A 20727-nucleotide genomic window follows, 5' to 3' on the forward strand; every position below is an offset into this window, starting at 1 on the left:
CTGCACAGGCGGGTAAATCTCGCCGGTGATCCCCCAAATTCTGACGAAAGAGAGCAAACAACATGGCTAAGACAAAAGACGTTTTAAACAACCCGGAAAACACCGTCACCCTGGACGCGCCAATTAAACGCGGTGATCAGGTCATTGCAGCGGTAACGCTGATTAAACCCAATACCGGCACGCTGCGCGGCGTATCGCTGGCCGATGTGGCTAACTCCGATGTTAATGCGCTGATTAAGGTGCTGCCGCGTATGACTTACCCTTGCCTGACCGAGCAGGAAGTCGCGGCGCTTGAGTTGCCGGATATTCTGGCGATGGCCGGGAAGGTCGTCGGTTTTTTGGCACCGAGTTCGGCGGCTTAATATTTCCTGAAAAACTCTCGGTCGACGATCTCATCGCGGATATTGCGGTTATCTTCCACTGGCCGCCGTCCGAGCTTTACCCGATGAGCGTGACCGAGCTCCTTTCTTGGCGCGATAAAGCGCTCCAGCGAAGCGGAAACACAGATGAGTAATAACGTTAAGTTACAGGTATTACTCAAAGCTGTTGACCAGGCGACCCGTCCGTTTAAATCCATCCAGACAGCGAGTAAATCGCTGTCGGGTGATATCCGGGAATCACAGAAATCATTACGCGAGCTGAACGGCCAGGCCTCAAAAATTGAGGGATTCCGTAAAACCAGCTCGCAGCTCGCGGTCACCGGTCAGGCTTTGAAACAGGCTAAACAGGAAGCCGCCGCGCTGGCTATCCAGTTTAAAAACACTGAACAACCCACACTCGCGCAAACACGCGCAATGGATGCCGCGCGCCGCAGCGCTAACGAGTTGCAGCTCAAACAAAACAGCCTCCGGCAATCGGTGCAGCGCCAGCGCCAGGAGCTGGCGCAGGCCGGAATAAATACCCGCACCCTGGCGAGTGATGAGCGTCGCCTGAAAAACTCCCTCAGTGAAACAACGGCGCAGCTCAACCGCCAGCGGGAAGCACTGGCGCGAGTCAGCGCGCAGCAGGCCAAACTCAGTGCCATAAAACAGCGCTACCAATCCGGCAAGGAGCTCGCAGGCAGTGCGGCCGCCGTGGGTGCTGCCGGGGTCGGTATCGCCACGGCGGGAACGATGGCCGGTGTGAAACTGCTGATGCCAGGGTATGACTTTGCACAGAAAAACTCTGAGCTGCAGGCCGTACTCGGGGTGGATAAACAATCCCCGGAAATGCAGGCGCTACGCAAACAGGCGCGCCAGCTCGGCGATAATACTGCGGCGTCGGCTGACGATGCTGCCGGAGCCCAGATAATTATCGCGAAGGGTGGCGGGGATGCCGCAGCCATTCAGGCGGCGACGCCGGTCACGTTAAATATGGCGCTGGCTAACCGCCGGACGATGGAAGAGAACGCCGGGCTTTTAATGGGGATGCGCTCGGCATTTCAGCTCTCTAACGATCAGGTGTCACACATCGGCGATGTGTTGTCTATGGCAATGAACAAGACCGCCGCCGACTTTGACGGCCTCAGTGATGCGCTGACCTATGCGGCACCGGTGGCGAAAAATGCCGGGGTCAGCATCGAGCAAGCCGCCGCAATGGTGGGGGCTCTGCATGATGCAAAAATTACTGGCTCAATGGCGGGGACGGGTAGCCGTGCGATTCTGAGTCGCCTGCAGGCACCGACCGGGAAAGCATTCCAGGCAATTAAAGAACTCGGCGTTAAGACGGCTGATAGCAAAGGCAATACACGACCAATCTTTAGCATCCTGAAAGAAATGCAGGCCAGTTTCGAAAAAAATAAGCTCGGAACCAGCCAGCGCGGCGAGTACATGAAAACCATTTTCGGCGAGGAGGCCAGCTCTGCCGCCGCCGTACTCATGACCGCAGCGGCCAGCGGTAAGCTCGACCAGTTAACTGCCGCGTTTAAAGCCTCGGACGGCAAAACCGAGGAGCTGGTCAAAGTCATGCAGGATAACCTCGGCGGCGACTTTAAAGAGTTTCAGTCGGCTTATGAGGCGGTCGGCACTGACCTTTTTGACCAACAAGAGGGTTCACTCCGCAAACTGACGCAGACGGCAACGGGGTATGTGCTCAAGCTCGACGGCTGGATTCAGAAAAATAAAGGACTGGCGCAAACGCTAGGCCTGATAGCCGGTGGCGCGCTGGCGCTGATTGGCACCATTGGGGCTATTGGTCTGATTGCCTGGCCGGTTGTTGCGGGTATCAATGCGATCATCGCGGCTGCCGGTCTGCTCGGGACAATTTTCAGCGTGGTAGGAAGTGCCATTGTCACGGCTATCGGGGCAATAACCTGGCCGGTGGTTGCAGTGGTGGCGGCCATCGTCGCCGGGGCTTTGCTAATCCGCAAATATTGGGAGCCCATCAGTGCCTTTTTCGCTGGCGTGGTTGAGGGGCTTAAAACCGCCTTTGCGCCGGTCGGTGAAATGTTCGCCCCTCTGGTGCCGGTGTTTGACTGGCTGGGCGATAAATTAAAGGCCGCGTGGGAGTGGTTTAAAAACCTGATTGCGCCGGTGAAATCCACGCAGGAAACGCTCGACTCCTGCAAAAACGCCGGGGTGATGTTTGGTGAGGCGCTGGCTAATGCGCTGCTCGCCCCGCTGAACGCGTTTAATCTGTTGAGAAAAGGCATTACCTGGGTGCTGGAAAAGCTCGGTGTCATCAACAAGGAATCGGGCGAAATCAACAAAACGGCGGGTGATCTTGCCACCGGTGGCGCAAATGCGCCGGGCGAGAACGGGAGTTATTCCCCTGCCACCGGTGGCGCATACATCCCGACCACGGCTGGCGGGGCATATCAGCCAATCAGCACGCCGGGTGGCCGTTCGTATACCGACAACAGCCGGAGTGAATACAACATCACTTTACAGGGCGGTGGTATGCCAGGGCATGACCTTGACCGTCAGATGCGCGAGGCGGTGGAAAGAATCGACCGAGAAAAACGTGCTCGCCAGCGATCCAGTATGCAGCACGACTGACAGGAGGAATTAACGATGATGCTCGCACTAGGTCTTTTTGTTTTTATGCGTCAGACGCTGCCGTATCAGTCGATGCAACATGATATTAGCTGGCGCTGGCCGTCAAACAGCCGAGTCGGTGCGCGCCCGGCTTTTCAGTTTCTCGGCGTGGAGGAGGAAAAAATCACGCTGAGCGGGACACTTTACCCGGAGCTCACCGGGGGGCGGTTTTCGCTGCTGACTTTAAAGCTCATGGCTGACGAGGGGAAAGCCTGGTCACTGATTGAGGGAACCGGCACGATTTACGGGATGTTTGCCGTTAACTCGGTGCGTCAGACCAATGCGGAATTTTTTAACGACGGCACGGCCAGAAAAATAGATTTTACGCTGGAGCTCACCCGCGTGGATGAGTCACTCGCGAATATGTTCGGGGATATTGGTAAGCAGGCCGAGAGCCTGGTCGGGAAAGCCCGTGACATGGCCGGGGATGTGGTTTCGAAAGTGAGTGGCGCAGCCGGAGGATTATTCTGATGCTCAATACAGTTTTATCTGATGCCGGGGCAACCGCGACGCCGGCCTTTTTGCTCCGGCTGGAAAATAAAGATATTACGCAGAATATTAGCGACCGGCTTCTCAATCTGAGCATGACTGACAACCGCGGATTTGAGGCCGACCAGCTCGACATTGAGCTCGATGACAGTGACGGCCTGATTGAGCTCCCGTTACGCGGCGCGGTGCTGACTTTGTTCCTCGGATGGAAAGGTGAGGCGCTTATCGGTAAGGGGCAATTTACGGTTGATGAGATTGAGCACCGGGGCGCGCCGGATGAAGTTACGATCCGGGCGCGTAGTGCTGATTTTCGTGGCTCGCTGAACTCGCGCCGGGAAGCCTCTTATCACGATACAACCCTGGGGGAAATTGTGGCGACCATTGCCGGGCGAAACAAACTGGAGCCAGCGGTCGCCGATGTGCTGAAAGGGATTAAAATTTCACACATCGACCAGGCGCAAGAGTCAGACGCCAAATTCCTTACCCGAATGGCCGAGCGGAACGGCGCAGAGGTATCGGTCAAGGCCGGTCGTCTCATGATGCTTAAGGCTGGGAACGGCGTCACGGCCAGCGGTAAACCTATCTCAGCCATTACCATCAAGCGCAGCTCTGGCGACCGTCACAGCTTCTCTATCGCTGACCGGGGCGCATACACCGGCGTTACGGCTAAATGGCTGCATACCAAAGACCCGAAGCCAGAGAAACAAAAGCAACAGGTGAAGGTGAAGCGCAAACCCAAAGAGATGCATTTTCGCGCGCTGGAACACCCAAAAGCGACGCCGGTAAGCAAGGCAAAGGCAAAGAAGGTCAAAGAGCAGGAAGCCCGCGAAGGGGAATACATGACCGGCACCGAGGATAATGTTTTCGCTCTGACCACGATTTATGCGTCAAAGGCGCAGGCCATGCGCGCCGCCCAGGCAAAGTGGGACAAGCTGCAGCGCGGGGTCGCGGAGTTTTCTGTCTCGCTGGCTTTGGGACGTGCAGATATCTACCCGGAAACCCCGGCGCGTGTCTCGGGCTTTAAGCGCGTCATAGACGAACAGGACTGGACGATCACAAAGGTAACCCATTCGCTAACCAATAACGGCTACACGACGGGATTAGAGCTTGAGGTGCGGTTAAATGATGTCAGTTATGACGTAGATAGGGAAGATTGATTTTATTTCAATTCATTGTTTTTAAATATTATTTCGTTAAAATAAAGTCATCAAGCTAATCACCCGAGGTGTTAGATGTTTCATTGTCCATTATGCAAAACTGCCGCCCATGCCCGAACCAGTCGCTATATGGGGGACACGACCAAAGAGCGTTATCATCAATGCCAGAACGTGAATTGTAGCGCTACCTTTGTAACGTTTGAGACCGTAAAGCATTACATCGTAAAACCAGGGGAAATAAACCCGGTGCTGCCTCACCCAGCGACTGGCGGCCAACAACAAATTCACTGGATGTAAAAATAAAACCCCTCAGAAGAGGGGTTTTATGCTGATGTGGTCAGCATGTGGACGTGACCAGAAATAAATCCTTTTATTTCAATTTGCTAGGTTTAAAAATGAAGGCCGCATTCGCGGCCTTTTTCTTTTGCTTTTAAGTCCTATTGCTTAATGACATGCGCTTGACAAACATTTCTCCCAAATGGTTGTATTGTACAACCATATTTTAACGGTATCGATCATGTCTGACAGCACCCTAATCGAATCTATACGCGCCTCGTCGCGCCAGGTTGTACGCGAGCTTGGTTTTCTGAACTCAACGCTTGCCGCCACGAACTACTCTGCTTCTGCGGTACATGCTTTGCTGGAAATTGATTCACGGGAGAACGTCACTGCGGCCGATCTGGTCCAGATTCTTGGTCTGGAGAAGTCGAGCGTCAGCCGAATGATAGGCAAACTACGCAAGGCGGGAGAGCTGTTCGAGAGCGTTTCAGACGAAGACGCCAGAGCCAGGCGGCTCCGTTTGACCACCCAGGGTAAACAAACGGTCAGGGAAATCCACAGATACGGCAGAATGCGTGTAGAGAAGGCTCTGGTGCACCTGAATGCTCAGGCGCAGCAATCTGTAGCTGCTGGCCTGTCGAACTATGCTCAGGCGCTGAAAGCCTGTCGTGGTGAGTTGACGAGCGGCGAGGGAAGAAAAAACTTCGAGATAATGACGGGATACCAGCCGGGCGTGATTGGCCGCGTGGCGGAAATGCACGCTAACTATTACTCAAAGTATTATAACTTCGGCTATTTTTTTGAAGGGAAAGTCGCCGCCGGGCTGGCGGAGTTTTCAGGGCGGCTGGATCGCCCGTGTAACCGCATCTGGGTGGTGCTCCACAACGGCAAAATAGTGGGCTCTGTATCCATCGATGGTGAGGATCTGGGCAATCACGAAGCCCATTTACGCTGGTTTATTCTCGACGATGAGTGCCGTGGCAGCGGTATCGGGCGAGCGCTTTTACGTGAGGCCATGCGCTTTTGCGATGAACATGGGTTTTCCGCCGTGCAGCTGTGGACTTTTAGCGGACTGGATGCAGCTCGCCATCTTTATGAGTCGATGGGATTCAAGCTAACCAGGGAATGGCAGGGCGAGCAATGGGGAAGCTCAATGCTGGAGCAGCAGTTCACTCGTAAACGGCCAGTAGAAAAGTAATTCGGGACAGGCGTGGTATTAAGGCCTTTTCTTTGCTTGTTCTCTTCGGCGAACTCCCCGTAAAATCAGGCGCATAAACGGGGCAGGGGGAGCCTTTACGGAATGCTGAATTTTGTAACCAGACAACGCAGGTTTGAGCGACGCTGGCTAGTTGCCCTGGTCTTTGCCACGGCGACGATGCTGGCCTTGAGCCTGTGCGCCGGGGATGTCTGGTTTTCCCCTCTTTCCTGGTGGAATGATGAGGCCCGGCTCTTTATCTGGCAAATCCGCCTGCCGCGAACGTTGGCCGTCCTGCTGGTGGGGGCGGCTCTGGCCGTGACCGGCACGATTATGCAGTCGCTGTTTGAAAATCCGCTGGCCGAACCCGGTTTACTTGGCGTCTCCAACGGCGCCGGCGTTGCGCTGGTTGTTGCCCTGTTGCTCGGGCAGGGGATGCTGCCAGGCTGGGTGCTTGGGTTGTGCGCCATTCTCGGTGCCTTAGCGATCACTTTTATTCTGTTACGTTTTTCCCGTCGTCATCTCTCCACCAGTCGTCTATTACTTGCAGGTGTCGCCCTCGGCATTATTTGTAGTGCCCTGATGACCTGGGCGGTCTACTTTAGCTCAAGTCTCGACCTGCGCCAGCTAATGTACTGGATGATGGGCGGCTTTGGCGGCGTGGACTGGCGTCAGGGCTGGCTGATGGTGACGCTGCTGCCGGTGGTGGTCTGGCTGTGCCGACAGCATGCGCCGCTCAACCTGATGGCGCTCGGAGAAAACTCAGCCCGGCAGTTGGGGCTTTCCGTCTGGCTGTGGCGCAATATTTTGGTTGTGGCTACCGGCTGGCTGGTTGGCGTCAGCGTGGCGCTTGCCGGCGCGATTGGATTTGTCGGTCTGGTGATCCCGCACATGCTGCGACTCGCGGGGTTAACCGATCATCGCGTTTTGCTGCCTGCCAGTGCGCTGGCTGGGGCCGCGGCCTTAACCGGCGCGGATGTAGTGGCAAGGCTTGCGCTAAGTTCCGCCGAGCTGCCCATTGGCGTAGTCACCGCTACGCTCGGCGCGCCGGTGTTTATCTGGCTATTATTGAAAGCCGGACGTTAATTCGGCTCACAGAGGAAGAGGATGATATGCAAAGCAATGTTCTGAATAACGAAGTCACCACCATTGACGGCGAAAACACCACGCTGGAGAGCTGGCAGGGAAAAGTGCTGCTGGTGGTGAACGTCGCTTCCAGGTGCGGCCTGACGCCGCAGTATGAGCAACTGGAAAACCTGCAAAAAGACTTTGAAGCTCAGGGGTTCAGCGTGCTTGGTTTCCCATGTAATCAGTTCCTGGGACAAGAGCCTGGCAGCAGCGAAGAAATTAAAACCTTCTGCAGCACCACCTACGGCGTGACGTTCCCGCTGTTTAGCAAAATCGATGTCAACGGCGAGCACCGCCATCCGTTTTATCAGAAACTGATTGATGCGCGCCCGGCAGCCGTTGCCCCGGAAGGTAGCGGTTTTCTGGAGCGAATGAGCAGCAAAGGGCGTGGCCCGCTTTACCCTGACGACATCCTGTGGAATTTCGAAAAATTCCTGATTGGCCGTGATGGCAAAGTGATTCAGCGTTTCTCTCCGGACATGACGCCGGAAGATCCTGTGGTGCTGGACGCTATTAAACAGGCGTTGGCTAAATAAGTTGTCCCTGCTGCAGCTGACAGGCGTCACCGTCGCGGGCCGGGTTGGACCAATATCTGCGGCGGTGGAGCCCGGAGAACTTATCCATCTTGTCGGGCCGAACGGGGCAGGTAAGAGCACGCTGCTCACGCGAATGGCAGGGTTAAGCGCCGGGCAAGGCAGCCTTCTGTTTAACCAGCAGTCGCTTGACGACTGGTTGCCTGCCGGGCTTTCCCGACATCGAGCCTGGCTAAGCCAGCAGCAGCTTCCTCCTTTTGCAATGCCCGTCTGGCATTATCTGCAGCTACATCAATCCTCGCCTGAGTCCGAAGCGGCAATGCTGCGTCTGGCTGCGTCGCTATGGCTCTCAGACAAACTGACCCGGTCGGTCAACCAGCTTTCCGGCGGTGAATGGCAGCGCGTTCGCCTTGCCGCCGTGCTGCTGCAGATTGATCCCTCGGCCAATCCCGAAGGGCAGCTCTTGCTGCTGGATGAGCCGATGAACAGTCTTGATGTCGCCCAGCAGGCCGCATTAGATCGCCTGTTGCTTGCGTTTTGTGAGGCGGGTATTGCGGTAGTGATGAGCAGCCATGATTTGAACCATAGCCTGCGTCATGCCCATAAAGTGTGGCTCTTGCGTGAGGGAAAAATGATCGCTCAGGGGCCGAAGGATGAAGTGCTGACGCCGAAAAATTTAGCTGCAGCTTACCAAATGCCGTTCCGACTATTGCGTATCGAAGGGCACAGTATGCTGATAAGCCCGTTATAACATCGTGGAAAGCTTGCAATAATTCGGGGCGACAGGCTAAATTACTGGAAACAGCAAGACCGGGAGTTGTCTGAAAATGCGTTTGTGGCTTATTGCAGTGGCATGCATAGTGTTGGTGGGGTGTAGTCATAATGCCCCTCATCCGAACGCCAGGCTTTCCGATTCCATCACCGTTATCGCTCAGCTAAACGATCAGCTCCGCAGCTGGCACGGCACGCCGTACACCTACGGTGGCATGAGTCGCCGCGGCGTGGACTGTTCCGGCTTCGTGCTGATGACCTTCCGCGACAGGTTCGATCTGATGCTGCCGCGCATGACCAGCGAGCAGGCAGAAATCGGCACAAAAATCGATAAAGACGACCTGCTGCCTGGCGATCTGGTGTTCTTCAAAACCGGCTCGGGCGAAAGCGGCCTGCACGTCGGCATTTATGATACCGATAACACCTTTATTCACGCGTCTACCAGTCGCGGCGTTATGCGTTCCTCACTGGACAACGTCTACTGGCGTAAAAAATTCTGGCAAGCCCGCCGCATATAGCCTTTCCTGTTTTTTCTTGACTGAAAATCGTGACCGTTCCCGCAAATCTGCGGGCAACGTCAACGGTATTGGCAATATCAGGTAATATCGGGATGCGTTGTGCTTTTCCCGCTAAGGATTGTTTCATGGTCACCCTCGAAGATGTTGCTGCCCAGGCTGGCGTCTCCCGCGCCACCGTATCCCGCGTGGTGAATGGCGACACTAAGGTTAAATCGCAAACCCGCGTTAAAGTGGAGGCCGCGATTGCTGAACTGGGCTATTCCCCCAATCCTGCAGCCAGAGCGCTGGCGTCCAGCCAGAGCCATTCCATTGGTCTGGTAACCACGTCATACACCGGGGGCTTCTTCGGGACGCTGATGGATACGGTGCAAAGCGAAGCTGAATCCCACGGCAAGCAACTGCTGGTGACGCAGGGGCGTGGCGTAGAAGAGAACGAGCGCAATGCCATTCAGCGACTCTACAATCTGCGCTGTGATGGCTTGATTCTCCATGTCCGTGCCATCGCGGACGAAACGCTGCTTCAACTGGCGGAACGAGGTAACCGGTTTATCGTCCTCGACAGAGACGTGCCCGCATTAAACTCGCGCTGCGTGGTCTTCGATCATCGTCTTGCCAGCCACATGGCCACCCGCTATTTGCTGGATGCCGGGCATCTGGCAATAGCCTGCCTGCATGGCCCGACCCAGCGCGCCTCCAGCCTCTTACGACGCCAGGGCTTTCTCGATGCCATGGAAGAGCAGGGCATTACCCCGGTGGCGGTGGTGGAAGGGGAGTACGATATGCCCAGCGGCTATCGGCAAACCTCTGCCTTGCTGGATGAATATAAAATCAGCGCCCTTTATTGCTGTAACGAAGAGATGGCCGTCGGGGCGATGCTGGCCATTACCGAGCGGGGCTTACGCATTCCTTTGGATATATCCCTTATTTGTTATGACAGTGGCGATCGTGCGGCATTTGTTCGCCCCGCGTTAACCAGCGTTTATTTCCCAATAGGCGATATGGCCCGCTTTGCCACGCGTAAATTACTGAATGAGCATTGTGAGAATGAATCTTTTTTACCTTGCATTATTGCTCGTGATTCCGTCCGGAATTTACGTTAAAAACTGGCTATGTACGGATATCCAGGATAAGCTAAAAGTTATTAAAACATAAAGCTTAAACGTTTCAGGGATGAGTGTGAAATTCACAGCGATAGCAGCTATCCGACTATTTTCGGATTGGCGCTGTATCTCTCTGCCGTCCAACCAGAAATCCACAGGGCTGGCAAAATGATTGTTTCACTTGATAGTGTTTATTGTTCTCACCTCTACTATCGCCCCGCCGTCAGGCCGGATGATAGCATTTTGGGCGTCGAAATCGTTGCTAACTTCGTGGGGGCCGACGCGCCGGTTCGTATTCCAACCGAATTGTTAATTCCTCATCTTGCGCCGGAACAGCATCTCGAACTGTTTAGAGAAAAATTAACGCAAATAGAAGAACATCAGAATTTCTTTATCACCCGGCATCTTGTTGTCTGGGTTCATATTAATGAAACTATTATTGACGCGCTAATTAACAACCAGGGTTTATATATCCGGCTAAAGGCTTTACCGTTTATTGAATTAATGATTAGCGAAAGCTTTCCTGATTTAAATAGCGGCAAAACGAATTTAAGACTGGCCTGGCTGGCTGAACGTTTCCCACTCGGTTTGGCTGACTTTGGTGCAGGGAATGCTACCACAAAATCAATTTTTGATGGTCTGTTCCGGCATGTGATCATGGACCGATTTTTTGTTCAGAAACAGCTACCGGGCCGCACTTTCTCGCCCTTTATGCTTGCCATTCTTGGGCAGGTTTCGCCGTTTTGTCAGGCTTTGTTGATTGCCGGGATAGATACCGCCAGCGCGCGGCGTAAAGTGCAGGGTTTAGGCTTTGCCGCTATGCAGGGCAAACTCTGGCCGCTGGTGCCGCCGGAAGAACTGGCCTCACTTTTCCCCCCTCATGAAGGTCTGGTTCACTAAAGCCCCTGCTGCTCGACTGTGTTTAAAATGCATTACTGGGGCTACACTGTCGGGCGGAGGAACCATGACCAATACTTTAGCTTTTCTGAATACCTGGCACGATGAGCTGCCGGGATTCTACAGCGAATTAACCCCCACGCCGCTGAAAAATGCCCGGCTGCTTTATCACAGTCAGCCGCTGGCAGACGATCTGGGGATTAACGCCTCGTTTTTTGCTGCACCACAGCAGGGGATCTGGAGTGGCGAAACGCTGCTGCCCGGCATGCAGCCGCTCGCCCAGGTTTATAGCGGGCACCAGTTCGGCGTCTGGGCAGGGCAACTGGGGGACGGGCGCGGTATTTTACTGGGAGAGCAACAGCTGGCGGACGGGCGCAAGGTTGACTGGCATCTCAAAGGCGCTGGCTTGACGCCGTACTCACGCATGGGCGATGGCCGGGCCGTGTTGCGCTCCACTATTCGCGAATTTCTCGCCAGCGAAGCCATGCATGCTTTAGGCATTCCGACGACGCGAGCATTAACTATCGTCACCAGCGATACGCCGGTACAGCGTGAAACGGTTGAGCAGGGGGCAATGCTGCTGCGGGTGTCCGAAAGCCATCTGCGTTTTGGGCATTTTGAGCATTTCTACTATCGCCGCGAGCCGGAAAAAGTTCAGCAGCTTGCCGATTACGCCATTCGTCACCACTGGCCGCATTTGCAGGGACTTGAAGAACGCTATGAGCTGTGGTTTACCGACGTGGTGGCGCGTACCGCAGCGCTCATTGCCAGCTGGCAAACGGTGGGCTTTGCCCACGGGGTAATGAACACCGACAACATGTCGATTCTTGGCCTGACCATGGACTACGGCCCGTATGGCTTCCTCGACGACTATCAGCCTGAATTTATCTGTAACCATTCCGACTACCAGGGCCGGTATGCCTTCGACAACCAGCCAGCGGTAGGGCTGTGGAACCTGCAGCGCCTGGCGCAGACGCTGTCGCCGTTTATTACTGCCGAGAAGCTGAACGCGATTCTGGATGGCTACCAGCCGGCAATTATGCGTGCTTTTGGCCAGCGGATGCGCGCCAAACTGGGGCTTTTCACCGAACAGCAGGCCGATAACCAAATCCTGAGTGAGCTCTTCGCCCTGATGAGCAAAGAAGGCAGCGATTACACGCGTACCTTCCGTATGCTGAGCGTGACGGAGCAGCTCAGGGCGGCGTCGCCGCTGCGGGATGAATTTATCGACAGGGCAAGTTTTGATGCCTGGTTTGGGCGCTATCGTGAGCGGCTTCAGGCGGAGCAGGTGAGTGATGCCGAACGCCAGCAGAAAATGCAGGCGGTGAACCCAGCGCTGGTCTTACGCAACTGGCTGGCACAGCGGGCAATCGAAGCTGCCGAAAAGGGCGATACTCGTGAACTGGCTAAACTCCACGAGGCGCTGCTCCAGCCGTTCTCCGATCGTGAGGACGAGATGACGCAGCGCCCACCTGACTGGGGAAAACGACTGGAAGTCAGCTGTTCAAGCTGATCACTGGCGCAGGCCTACCTGAGGAACCGGGTGTTCCGGATGTCGGAACACCCGCAGATCGGCCTGGTACCAGCGCTGCAACGTTTGCTCTTCCAGCACTTCATCAGGCGTTCCGTCTGCCACCAGCCTGCCTTTATGTAATAGCACGATACGGTCGGCCCAGAGTGCCGCCAGATTTAAATCGTGCAGCACAACACAGACCGATAACGTCCCTGTTTGCGCCAGGCGACGCAGCAGGCGCAGCACATGCTGCTGGTGGTAGAGATCCAGCGCCGACGTAGGCTCGTCCAGAAACAGCCAGCCGTGAGGCTGCCCGTCGCACCAAAGCTGCGCCAGCGCCCGGGCAAGCTGCACCCGCTGTTGCTCGCCGCCTGACAGACGACAAAAATCTCTGCCGCTCAGAGAGTCGCACCCGGTCAGCGCCATGACTTCCGCCACGACGCTGGCCGTTGACGCCTGCGGCCACGGGGCACGGCCCATAGCGATCACGTCTTCTACCGTCCAGCTAAACGCCATGCTGCTTTGCTGGCGCATCACCGCCCGTTTGCGGGACAGTGCTTCGTTGGACCACTGATTCAAATCCTGGCCTGCCAGCGCAACGTGCCCGCTGTCAGGCTGTTGAAAGCCGGTTAACAGCCGCAACAGCGTGGATTTGCCCGCGCCGTTTGGGCCAATCAGCGCCACAACTTCACCCGGTTTCAGGCTGACATTGACGTTATCAATCAGATAACGGTGGCCCAGCTTCAGCGAAATATCGTGCGTGGACAGAACTTCATTCATCTCGCGCTCTCCTTGCTGCGAAAGATCATTGCCAGGAACCAGGGGCCGCCTATCAGGCTGGTCAACAGGCCCACCGGCATTTCTGCTGGCGCGACAATCGTTCTCGCCAGCGTATCGGCTACCAACAGCAGCATGGCACCGGCCAGCACGGAGCCGGGCACCAGCCAGCGATGATCGGACCCAAGCCACATGCGCATCAGATGCGGAACCACCAGACCAACGAAGCCGATCACGCCGCTGATGGCTACCGCCGCAGCAACCAACAATGCGCTCAGGATCAGCAAATGCCGCTGGGTTGTTTTGACATCCACGCCCAGATAATGCGCCTCCTCATCACCAAGCTGGAGCAAATTCAGGCGCTTTGAAAGCAGCCAGATACCCAGGCTTGCAGGAAGAATAAGCGACGCGGTGGCGAGCAGCGTGGACCATTGTGCCTGGCCCAGGCTCCCCATGCCCCACAGAGAAAGCTGGCGCAGCTGAGTGTCGTTGCTTATCCACGACAGCACGCCAACCGCCGCGCCGCACAGCGCATTGATGGCGATGCCCACCAGCAGCAGGCGAGACAAACTGTTGGTGCCTTTCCGGCTAAGCAGGAAAATCGCCAGCGTCACCGCCAGGCTGCCTACAAACGCTGCCAGCATAGGGGCATAAAGCGCCAAAACCGCCGGCAGAGCCAGCGGCATAACAATCGACAGACCCACCGCCAGCGCGGCCCCGCTGCTGATCCCAAGCAGACCCGGATCGGCAAGCGGGTTACGGAACAACCCCTGCATCACGCAGCCCGACAGCGCCAGCGCGCCGCCGATCAGCGCCGCCAACAGCACCCGCGGCAGACGGATGTTGAGCCAGATGTCGCGCAACGTGTCGTCATGCGCCTGCCACAGCACGGCCACGGACAGCCGCATGGCGCCGAGGTTAGCGGCAATAAGCGCCATTGCCAGCAAAACCAGACCCATCAAACACAGAGCATGGTGAGGCAAAGGTCGGCGTATCACGGCAGTTGCTCCGCTTTTTTGCGCAGGGCGAGGATCGTCTGCGGGGTATCAATGCCAAAGCCGAGCAGCGCCATGTCATCGACGACCATCAGCTGTTTATTTTTCCCGGCTGGCGTTTGCGCAAGCCCTGGCAATGTCCAGACTTTGGCTTCTCCGCCGAGGGTTTTCACCCCATCGGTGGTGACCAGGATCAGGTCAGGTTTGCTGGCGATCACGCCTTCCTGAGACAGCGGCTGGTAGCGCTTGAAGCCCTGCATGGCATTGTCCAGTCCGGCAGCGTGAATTGCTGCATCCGCGGCGGTTTCCTGCCCGGCAACCATGGCGGTCATGCCGCCGTGGCTCATAATGAACAGCACTTTTTTGCCCAACGGTTTGGCCGGGATCGCCGCCAGCTGGTCGTGAAGCGTTTTGCGCAGCTTGTCGCCTTCGGCTGTTTTACCCAGCGCGGTAGCCACAGCAGCCACTTTGGCATCAATGCTCTCGAGGTTATTTTCCGCCGGAACGGTAACCACCTTCACTTTGCTGGCCTCAACCTGCTTCAGCGCCATGGATGGCTGAGCCTGAGCGCTGGCCAGTACCAGCGTCGGGCGCATGGCTAGAATACCTTCGGCATTAAGCTGGCGCAGGTAGCCCACATCCGGCAGTTTTTTCACGGCATCGGGATGAAGGCTCGTGCTATCACGAGCCACCACATCCTGACCCGCACCCAGAGCCCAGGCAATCTCGGTGACGTCGCCACCGATGGTTACCACGCGCTCGGCCGCACCTGCCATCAATGGCAGGGCGAGGATGGCGAGCAGCAGGCGTTTCATGCCGCTAACCCTTTGCCGATCAGGGCTTCAATTTGCAGACGCCACTGCTCCTGCTCCGGCTGGCCTTCGGTACGCTGGCCGTACAGCTGGGCAATTTGCGTGCCATCGGCGGCAAACAGCTCGAGGCTGGTCACGTGGCCGTCGGCGGTTGGTTTGCGGGTTACCCAGCTTTCGGCAATGGTGTCGCCCATCAGGTGCAGGGTGAATTCCGGGTTGAATACGTTGACCCAGTTTTCCATCGGAACCACTTTGCGGATCTCACCGGTGAAGATCTGCACGCAGCCGCGGTTGCCGACGAAAATCATGATCTCGTTGCCGTCTTCTTTCGCCTGGTTCAGCAGTTGGGACAGCGCTTCGTTATCTACGCGACAGGCCAGATCGTCTTTCACCAGGCGGAAAGCCTGCTGGCGAGTCAGCTGATGGCGTTTAAGCAGCTGGAAGAACTGGTGTACATCGGTCATCGCGCGCCATTCTGCGTCCACTTTGTCGGCCTCGACCGTAGGCGTCATTACCGCTTCTTCAACGGCTTTGATCGCCAACGCCGGATTGTCGGTGTGGATGAAACGCGTCAGCACCTGGCTCCAGGCTTCAACATCGGTGTTGTCGGTGGTGTATACCTTCAGCAGCGCATCACCCTGATGGTCAAAGAATTGAATGCTCTGGCGTTCGCCGCGAGCGGTCTCTTCCCGGACGTGGAACACGCTCGCCCACTGGTTCAGGAACAAACGCAGATCCAGCGCACGAGGATTCAGTACCAGCCCGGCGTGGCCGTTAAGGTGCTGGTTCTCAAAGCGGCCTACCTGCTCGTGAACGGCATATTCGTTGCGGCAGATGCACTTTGTTTCCCCCACGGCTTCCAGCGCGGCAAAGATCTCTTTCACATCGCCATTCAGGCGCCATGCGTCGTGCCCGACGCGGGCATGGGTCAGTTCCGCCTCGCTGATGTGCATCAGTTTGGCGATATCCCGGGCATATCTTTTCGGGTGTTCTTGCTTAAGCTGGATCCAGCTGTCGTAACGCTGACTCATGAATAACTCCTTTACCATTGATAGCTCACGAAAATTTTACCGTTACGGCCATCCTGCGGGAGACCCTGCGGTGACCAGTACTCTTTATCGAAGGCGTTGCCAAACACCAGCGTGGTGGTTAAACCGCGCAGCTGCTGCTGCCCTTTGTAGCTGACATAAAAATCGCTGACCGCATAGCCCGGCTGCTGTGCATAGGAGCTGCTGATATGGGTGGAACGCTCGGCGAAGGTGCCGACCCAGCCCACGGAGAAGCCGCTGTGTGACACAGGGATGTCCAGGGTGGTGGTGACGGTGTCCGGGTTCAGGCTGGAGATGTACTCGCCGGTATCTTCATCTTTACCACGGGTACGGTTATAGGCGGTATCCAGGCTAAACAGATCGGCGGTGTACTTCGCGTTGACGTCCCAGCCCCAAATTTTTGCTTTTGGCACGTTGTAGGACATGGTGGTCGCTTTGGCGAAGTCCACGGTGGTAGAGATGTAATCTTTCGCTTTGGTGTCGAAGTAGCTGGCTTTGAATTCCAGGCCGTCGTTAGCCATTGCCAGATTGTCGAAGCGCAGACCGAAGCCGTATTCCTGCGTTTCGTTGGTTTCCGGACGCAGATTCGGGTTTGGTACCCAATAGTTGGTGTAGCGAGTGCCGATAGAGAAATGCTTGGAGTCGTTGTACATCTCGCCCATGGTCGGCGCACGGAACGCCTGCGCATAGGAACCAAACAGCATCAGCCAGTCGGTTGGGGTGACAGAAACCGCCCCGCGTGATGACCACTTGTCGGCATCCACGTCTTTATAGCCCTGGCTGCTGCCGCTGTAGTTGTCATAACGCGTCCCTGCCAGGATAGAAATCGGCAGGTCGCGCAGGGTGATTTCATCCTGCAGCCAGCCGGAACCAAAGTTGATTTTCGCCTGTGGGAAACCAGTCGTCAGGCCACCAGGAGCCTGCTCCTGACGATAATATTCGCTGCCGTAGGTCAGCAGGTTAGCCGCGAAGCTGTCGCTAAACAGACGGCTGCGGTTTTCGAGCTTACCGCCTTTGGTCGTCTGTTTACGGAATTCACCTCCCTGATTAGGGGTTTCGGCGTTGATACGAGCTTCGGACCAGTAGGCCGTCGCGGTCGCGTTCAGCCAGTCGTTATCCTGCGGATTGAGGTGGTATTTCAGCTGCGCGTCGCGCTGAATGGTGGAGCGATTGGTCATCGGGTTGCTGGAGGCTGAGGCGTCCGGCGTCTGCGGGTTTTTCGGTTCCTGCGCGTTGTTATTGTAGTAGCGCAGGGAGCCGGACAGCGACTGAGCCGAATCGATATACCAAGTGCCTTTGGTCAGCAGGTTGCCGATGTTTTCGTCATTAGGCGCGGTTTCACCGTTGCTCTGGCGCAGGTTACCGCGATCGCGGCTGGACCAGGCGACGACGCCGTCCAGGTTATCGGTACGGCCAAAGGCACTGGCGCCCATGCCGATGCTGTGGTCGCCGGTACCACCGGTGCCGAAGACGCGGAAGCCGCTGTTTTGCCCGTCAAATAGCAGATCGGCGGCGTCTGCGGTTTCATAGGAAATAACACCGCCCAGCGCGCCGCTGCCGTACAGCAGAGCCGCCGGACCACGTACTACTTCAATACGCTTAATCAGCGCGGGATCGAGGAACGTACTGTTCAGGTGGCCGGTGTCGGTGCCCTGACGAATGCCGTCTACCAGGGTAAGTACGCCACGGCGGTCGTAACCGCGCATGTTGATGTCCTGGCCGTTGGTGCGCCCGGTGCCGTCGATGGTGATCCCCGGAACTTTGCGCAGCATGTCAGCGGCGGACGTGGACGTCTGGCTCTCTGGCGAATTCGCATCGATAACGCTCACCATCATTGGGGCTTCGAAAGTGCTGCGTTGGTTACCGGTGGCAACCACGGTCATTTGATCGTCTTTTGCGAAAGCGGGCAGGGCGGTAAATAAGGCTAACGTGAGTACAGACAGACGAAAACCTGCTGTGTTGGTGCAAGGCATAGCGCAACTCTCCTAAGGAATATCGAAAGCGCTGGCTGCCTGGGTATGACCTGGGTGGCTGGCTAATTTCCCCGTTTGGATGTGGGGAACGGTTTGTTTAATTTATTTGGTCAGGATCAGCTTCCCGGCCTGAGTCTGGCGTAACAGATATTGCTGTCCTTCATGGACGATAACAACGCGGCCATCGGCACCGAGCAGCGTTTTGCTGTCAACCTGGCGAGGTTCTGTCGCGGGCTGTGGGCGGGCGGGGGTGAATGGTTTATCCATACGCTTCACTCTGTTTACAAATGACAATCAGTATAACAATGAGAATCATTATCAGAAAAAGCCGAATCAGCAGCAAGCATTATTTGTAAGAATTGTGTGAATCAGGGAATTTCTTTGCGGACGAGTTGTCGCGAGGCGTAATGCTATGATATCCGGCGGGTTATCAAGTTCCCGCCGGTGGAGACTATCAGAAGCGTCGGTCAGTGGCCTGCGCCAGCATCGCGACCAGCGTTTCCGTATCTTCCCAGTTAAGGCAAGGATCGGTGATCGACTGCCCGTAAGTCAGGGGCTGGCCAGCAACGATTTGCTGCGTCCCTTCTTTCAGGAAGCTTTCCGCCATGATCCCGGCAATTGCCCGCGAGCCGTTGCGGATTTGCGTGCAAACATCTTCGCAAACATCCAGCTGTCGGCGGTGCTGCTTCTGGCAGTTGCCGTGGCTGAAATCAATCACCAGATGTTCAGGCAAGTCAAACGCGCTCAGCGTGTCGCAGGCGGCGGCAATGTCTTCTGCGTGATAATTCGGCTGCTTGCCGCCGCGCATAATAATATGGCCGTAAGGGTTGCCGCTGGTCTGGTAAATCGTCATCTGCCCCTGTTTATCCGGGGAGAGGAACATATGGCTGGCACGCGCGGCGCGGATGGCATCCACCGCAATGCGGGTATTGCCATCTGTACCATTCTTAAAGCCAACCGGGCAGGAGAGTGCGGACGCCATTTCACGGTGGATCTGGCTTTCGGTCGTGCGCGCGCCAATGGCGCCCCAGCTAATCAGGTCGGCGATATATTGCCCGGTCACCATATCCAGAAATTCGGTTGCGGTAGGGACACCCAGCTCGTTGACCTGCAGCAGCAGGCGTCGGGCCTGTTCCAGGCCGTAATTAATGCGGTAGCTGCCGTTCAGGTCAGGATCGGAAATTAACCCTTTCCAACCGACGACGGTGCGGGGTTTTTCGAAGTAGGTACGCATCACGATCTCAAGACGATCCTGATGTTTTTCACGCAGCGTTTTGAGGCGGCGAGCATAGTCCATCGCGGCGTCAAGATCGTGGATCGAGCAGGGACCGACGATAACCAACAGGCGCTTATCTTCACCGGTGAGGATCTTTTCGATCCGGCGGCGGGCGGCGGTAACGTGCTGGGCAACCTCAGCGGAAACCGGGAAGCGCTCGGTTAACTCAGCCGGTGTCACCAGGCTGTCGATGCGCGCGGTTCGCAATTCATCTGTTTTGTTCATTGGGTGTCTCAGAAATTTTGTCTTCTCTGCGGCAGATTTACCGGGAAGTGATGGGGATCACAATAAACCAAAGCTGACCGATTTCAACATTCGGCCGGCTTTGGCGAAAGGATTGCCCCACCGCAGTCTGTACACCCTAGCATACACGCTTGGTCTTTTGTACTAGTTTCTTAGTACATGCGGCGATTCAGCCCCATAATGTCGAGAATTTTGGTCGCCATCTCTTCAACAGAATAGTTGGTGCTGTTGAGGTAGCGGATCTGGTTTTTACGGAACAGAGCTTCCACTTCGGCGACCTCCAGACGGCACTGGCGGAGAGAAGCATAGCGGCTGTTTTCACGCCGTTCTTCACGAATGGCGGCCAGGCGTTCAGGGTTAATGGTCAGGCCAAAAAGCTTGTGCTGCAGCGGTTTAAGCACGGCCGGGAGCTGAATATTGTCCATGTCATCGGCAATAAAAGGGTAGTTCGCGGCGCGAATGCCAAACTGCATCGCGAGGTACAGGCTGGTCGGCGTTTTTCCACAGCGGGACACGCCCAGCAAAATGACCTGCGCCTGATCGAGATTGCGCATCGAAATCCCGTCGTCGTGTGCCAGCGTGTAATCGATGGCGGCAATACGGGCGTCGTACTTCGTCAGGTTGCCGGGGTTAAGGCCGTGCGTTCGGTGGGCGACGGGAGTCGGGTCGAGTTTTAGCTCCTGCTGCAGCGGCGCAACCAGCGTTTGCACGATGTCCTGACAGAAACCTTCACTCTGCATAATGATGTCGCGGATATTGGGCAGCACGATGGAATAAAACACCAGCGGACGCACCCCGGTTTGTTGGTAAATAGCGTCAATCTGCTCTTTTACTGCTTTTGCGCGGCTTTCATTTTCAACAAACGGCAGCGTAATACTGTTGATAGATACCGGGAATTGTGACATGACCGCGTGACCAAGTACCTCTGCGGTAATCGCGGTGCCATCGGAAATACAAAATACCTGACGATCGACTAAATTATCCATTTTTATTCCTGAGCGGGGAACC

The 20727-nt window shown here is 56.1% G+C and carries 22 protein-coding genes; 14 read left to right on the top strand and 8 right to left on the bottom strand.

The window, feature by feature from the left end:
- The first annotated feature begins 62 nt into the window (after nt 1-62).
- From ACR6JA_RS02165 to selO, 14 genes are all read left to right on the top strand, one after another.
- Nucleotides 63-362 carry a phage tail assembly protein gene (locus ACR6JA_RS02165; protein WP_494493470.1) on the top strand — a complete coding sequence of 100 codons (300 nt, stop codon included), beginning with the start codon at nt 63-65 and terminating at the stop codon, nt 360-362.
- A complete protein-coding gene (locus ACR6JA_RS02170) occupies nt 362-514 on the top strand; it encodes a GpE family phage tail protein (RefSeq protein ID WP_494493598.1) in 153 nt (50 codons plus the stop codon). Before ACR6JA_RS02165 ends, ACR6JA_RS02170 begins: the two co-directional genes overlap by 1 nt.
- Nucleotides 507-2975, top strand: coding sequence for a phage tail tape measure protein (locus ACR6JA_RS02175; RefSeq protein ID WP_494493471.1), 2469 nt, complete (start codon nt 507-509; stop codon nt 2973-2975). Before ACR6JA_RS02170 ends, ACR6JA_RS02175 begins: the two co-directional genes overlap by 8 nt.
- 15 nt (nt 2976-2990) lie before the next feature.
- Nucleotides 2991-3485 carry a phage tail protein gene (locus tag ACR6JA_RS02180; protein ID WP_494493472.1) on the top strand — a complete coding sequence of 165 codons (495 nt, stop codon included), beginning with the start codon at nt 2991-2993 and terminating at the stop codon, nt 3483-3485.
- Nucleotides 3485-4660 (top strand): phage late control D family protein, encoded by a 1176-nt coding sequence (locus tag ACR6JA_RS02185; RefSeq protein ID WP_494493473.1) that lies wholly within the window; start codon nt 3485-3487, stop codon nt 4658-4660. The genes ACR6JA_RS02180 and ACR6JA_RS02185 overlap by 1 nt, the downstream gene beginning before the upstream one ends.
- A gap of 75 nt (nt 4661-4735) precedes the next feature.
- Nucleotides 4736-4957, top strand: a complete 222-nt coding sequence (locus ACR6JA_RS02190; RefSeq protein ID WP_085542225.1) for a DNA-binding transcriptional regulator — start codon at nt 4736-4738, stop codon at nt 4955-4957.
- Between the two features lie 220 nt (nt 4958-5177).
- On the top strand, nt 5178-6137 hold the full coding sequence (locus ACR6JA_RS02195) for a bifunctional helix-turn-helix transcriptional regulator/GNAT family N-acetyltransferase (protein WP_494493474.1): 960 nt from the start codon (nt 5178-5180) through the stop codon (nt 6135-6137).
- Between the two features lie 102 nt (nt 6138-6239).
- Nucleotides 6240-7220 carry a vitamin B12 ABC transporter permease BtuC gene (gene btuC, locus ACR6JA_RS02200; RefSeq protein WP_494493475.1) on the top strand — a complete coding sequence of 327 codons (981 nt, stop codon included), beginning with the start codon at nt 6240-6242 and terminating at the stop codon, nt 7218-7220.
- 26 nt (nt 7221-7246) lie between these two features.
- Nucleotides 7247-7798: a glutathione peroxidase gene (locus ACR6JA_RS02205; RefSeq protein WP_494493476.1), complete on the top strand. Its 552-nt coding sequence runs from the start codon at nt 7247-7249 to the stop codon at nt 7796-7798.
- A gap of 10 nt (nt 7799-7808) precedes the next feature.
- Nucleotides 7809-8546: a vitamin B12 ABC transporter ATP-binding protein BtuD gene (gene btuD / locus ACR6JA_RS02210; RefSeq protein WP_434082330.1), complete on the top strand. Its 738-nt coding sequence runs from the start codon at nt 7809-7811 to the stop codon at nt 8544-8546.
- Nucleotides 8547-8622: 76 nt separating this feature from the next.
- Nucleotides 8623-9084, top strand: a complete 462-nt coding sequence (locus tag ACR6JA_RS02215) for a C40 family peptidase (protein ID WP_008456552.1) — start codon at nt 8623-8625, stop codon at nt 9082-9084.
- A gap of 125 nt (nt 9085-9209) precedes the next feature.
- Complete coding sequence (locus tag ACR6JA_RS02220; protein WP_494493477.1) at nt 9210-10184, top strand: LacI family DNA-binding transcriptional regulator; 975 nt, start codon at nt 9210-9212, stop codon at nt 10182-10184.
- A 168-nt stretch (nt 10185-10352) separates the two neighbouring features.
- Complete coding sequence (locus tag ACR6JA_RS02225; RefSeq protein ID WP_213715636.1) at nt 10353-11084, top strand: EAL domain-containing protein; 732 nt, start codon at nt 10353-10355, stop codon at nt 11082-11084.
- Nucleotides 11085-11148: 64 nt separating this feature from the next.
- Entirely contained in the window at nt 11149-12594 is a 1446-nt protein-coding gene (selO, locus tag ACR6JA_RS02230) for a protein adenylyltransferase SelO (RefSeq protein WP_494493478.1), read from the top strand.
- Here the strand turns inward: selO and ACR6JA_RS02235 are convergent, their stop codons facing one another.
- From ACR6JA_RS02235 to ppsR, 8 genes are all read right to left on the bottom strand, one after another.
- Nucleotides 12595-13374 (bottom strand): heme ABC transporter ATP-binding protein, encoded by a 780-nt coding sequence (locus tag ACR6JA_RS02235; protein ID WP_213715634.1) that lies wholly within the window; start codon nt 13372-13374, stop codon nt 12595-12597.
- On the bottom strand, nt 13371-14330 hold the full coding sequence (locus ACR6JA_RS02240) for a FecCD family ABC transporter permease (protein ID WP_494493599.1): 960 nt from the start codon (nt 14328-14330) through the stop codon (nt 13371-13373). The genes ACR6JA_RS02235 and ACR6JA_RS02240 overlap by 4 nt, the downstream gene beginning before the upstream one ends.
- Nucleotides 14331-14365: 35 nt before the next feature.
- Nucleotides 14366-15181, bottom strand: a complete 816-nt coding sequence (locus ACR6JA_RS02245; protein ID WP_494493479.1) for a heme/hemin ABC transporter substrate-binding protein — start codon at nt 15179-15181, stop codon at nt 14366-14368.
- Nucleotides 15178-16209 (bottom strand): hemin-degrading factor, encoded by a 1032-nt coding sequence (locus tag ACR6JA_RS02250; RefSeq protein WP_494493480.1) that lies wholly within the window; start codon nt 16207-16209, stop codon nt 15178-15180. The genes ACR6JA_RS02245 and ACR6JA_RS02250 overlap by 4 nt, the downstream gene beginning before the upstream one ends.
- Before the next feature lie 11 nt (nt 16210-16220).
- Nucleotides 16221-18200 (bottom strand): TonB-dependent hemoglobin/transferrin/lactoferrin family receptor, encoded by a 1980-nt coding sequence (locus ACR6JA_RS02255; RefSeq protein ID WP_494493481.1) that lies wholly within the window; start codon nt 18198-18200, stop codon nt 16221-16223.
- A 102-nt stretch (nt 18201-18302) separates the two neighbouring features.
- The gene (gene hemP / locus ACR6JA_RS02260; protein WP_008456537.1) at nt 18303-18467 is read right to left on the bottom strand and encodes a hemin uptake protein HemP; all 165 of its coding nucleotides are present in this window, start codon (nt 18465-18467) and stop codon (nt 18303-18305) included.
- Between the two features lie 187 nt (nt 18468-18654).
- On the bottom strand, nt 18655-19701 hold the full coding sequence (aroH, locus tag ACR6JA_RS02265; protein ID WP_008456536.1) for a 3-deoxy-7-phosphoheptulonate synthase AroH: 1047 nt from the start codon (nt 19699-19701) through the stop codon (nt 18655-18657).
- A 170-nt stretch (nt 19702-19871) separates the two neighbouring features.
- Nucleotides 19872-20705 carry a posphoenolpyruvate synthetase regulatory kinase/phosphorylase PpsR gene (gene ppsR / locus ACR6JA_RS02270; protein WP_008456534.1) on the bottom strand — a complete coding sequence of 278 codons (834 nt, stop codon included), beginning with the start codon at nt 20703-20705 and terminating at the stop codon, nt 19872-19874.
- Between the last annotated feature and the right edge of the window lie 22 nt (nt 20706-20727).

Source organism: Cedecea sp. B1(4) (assembly GCF_059414925.1).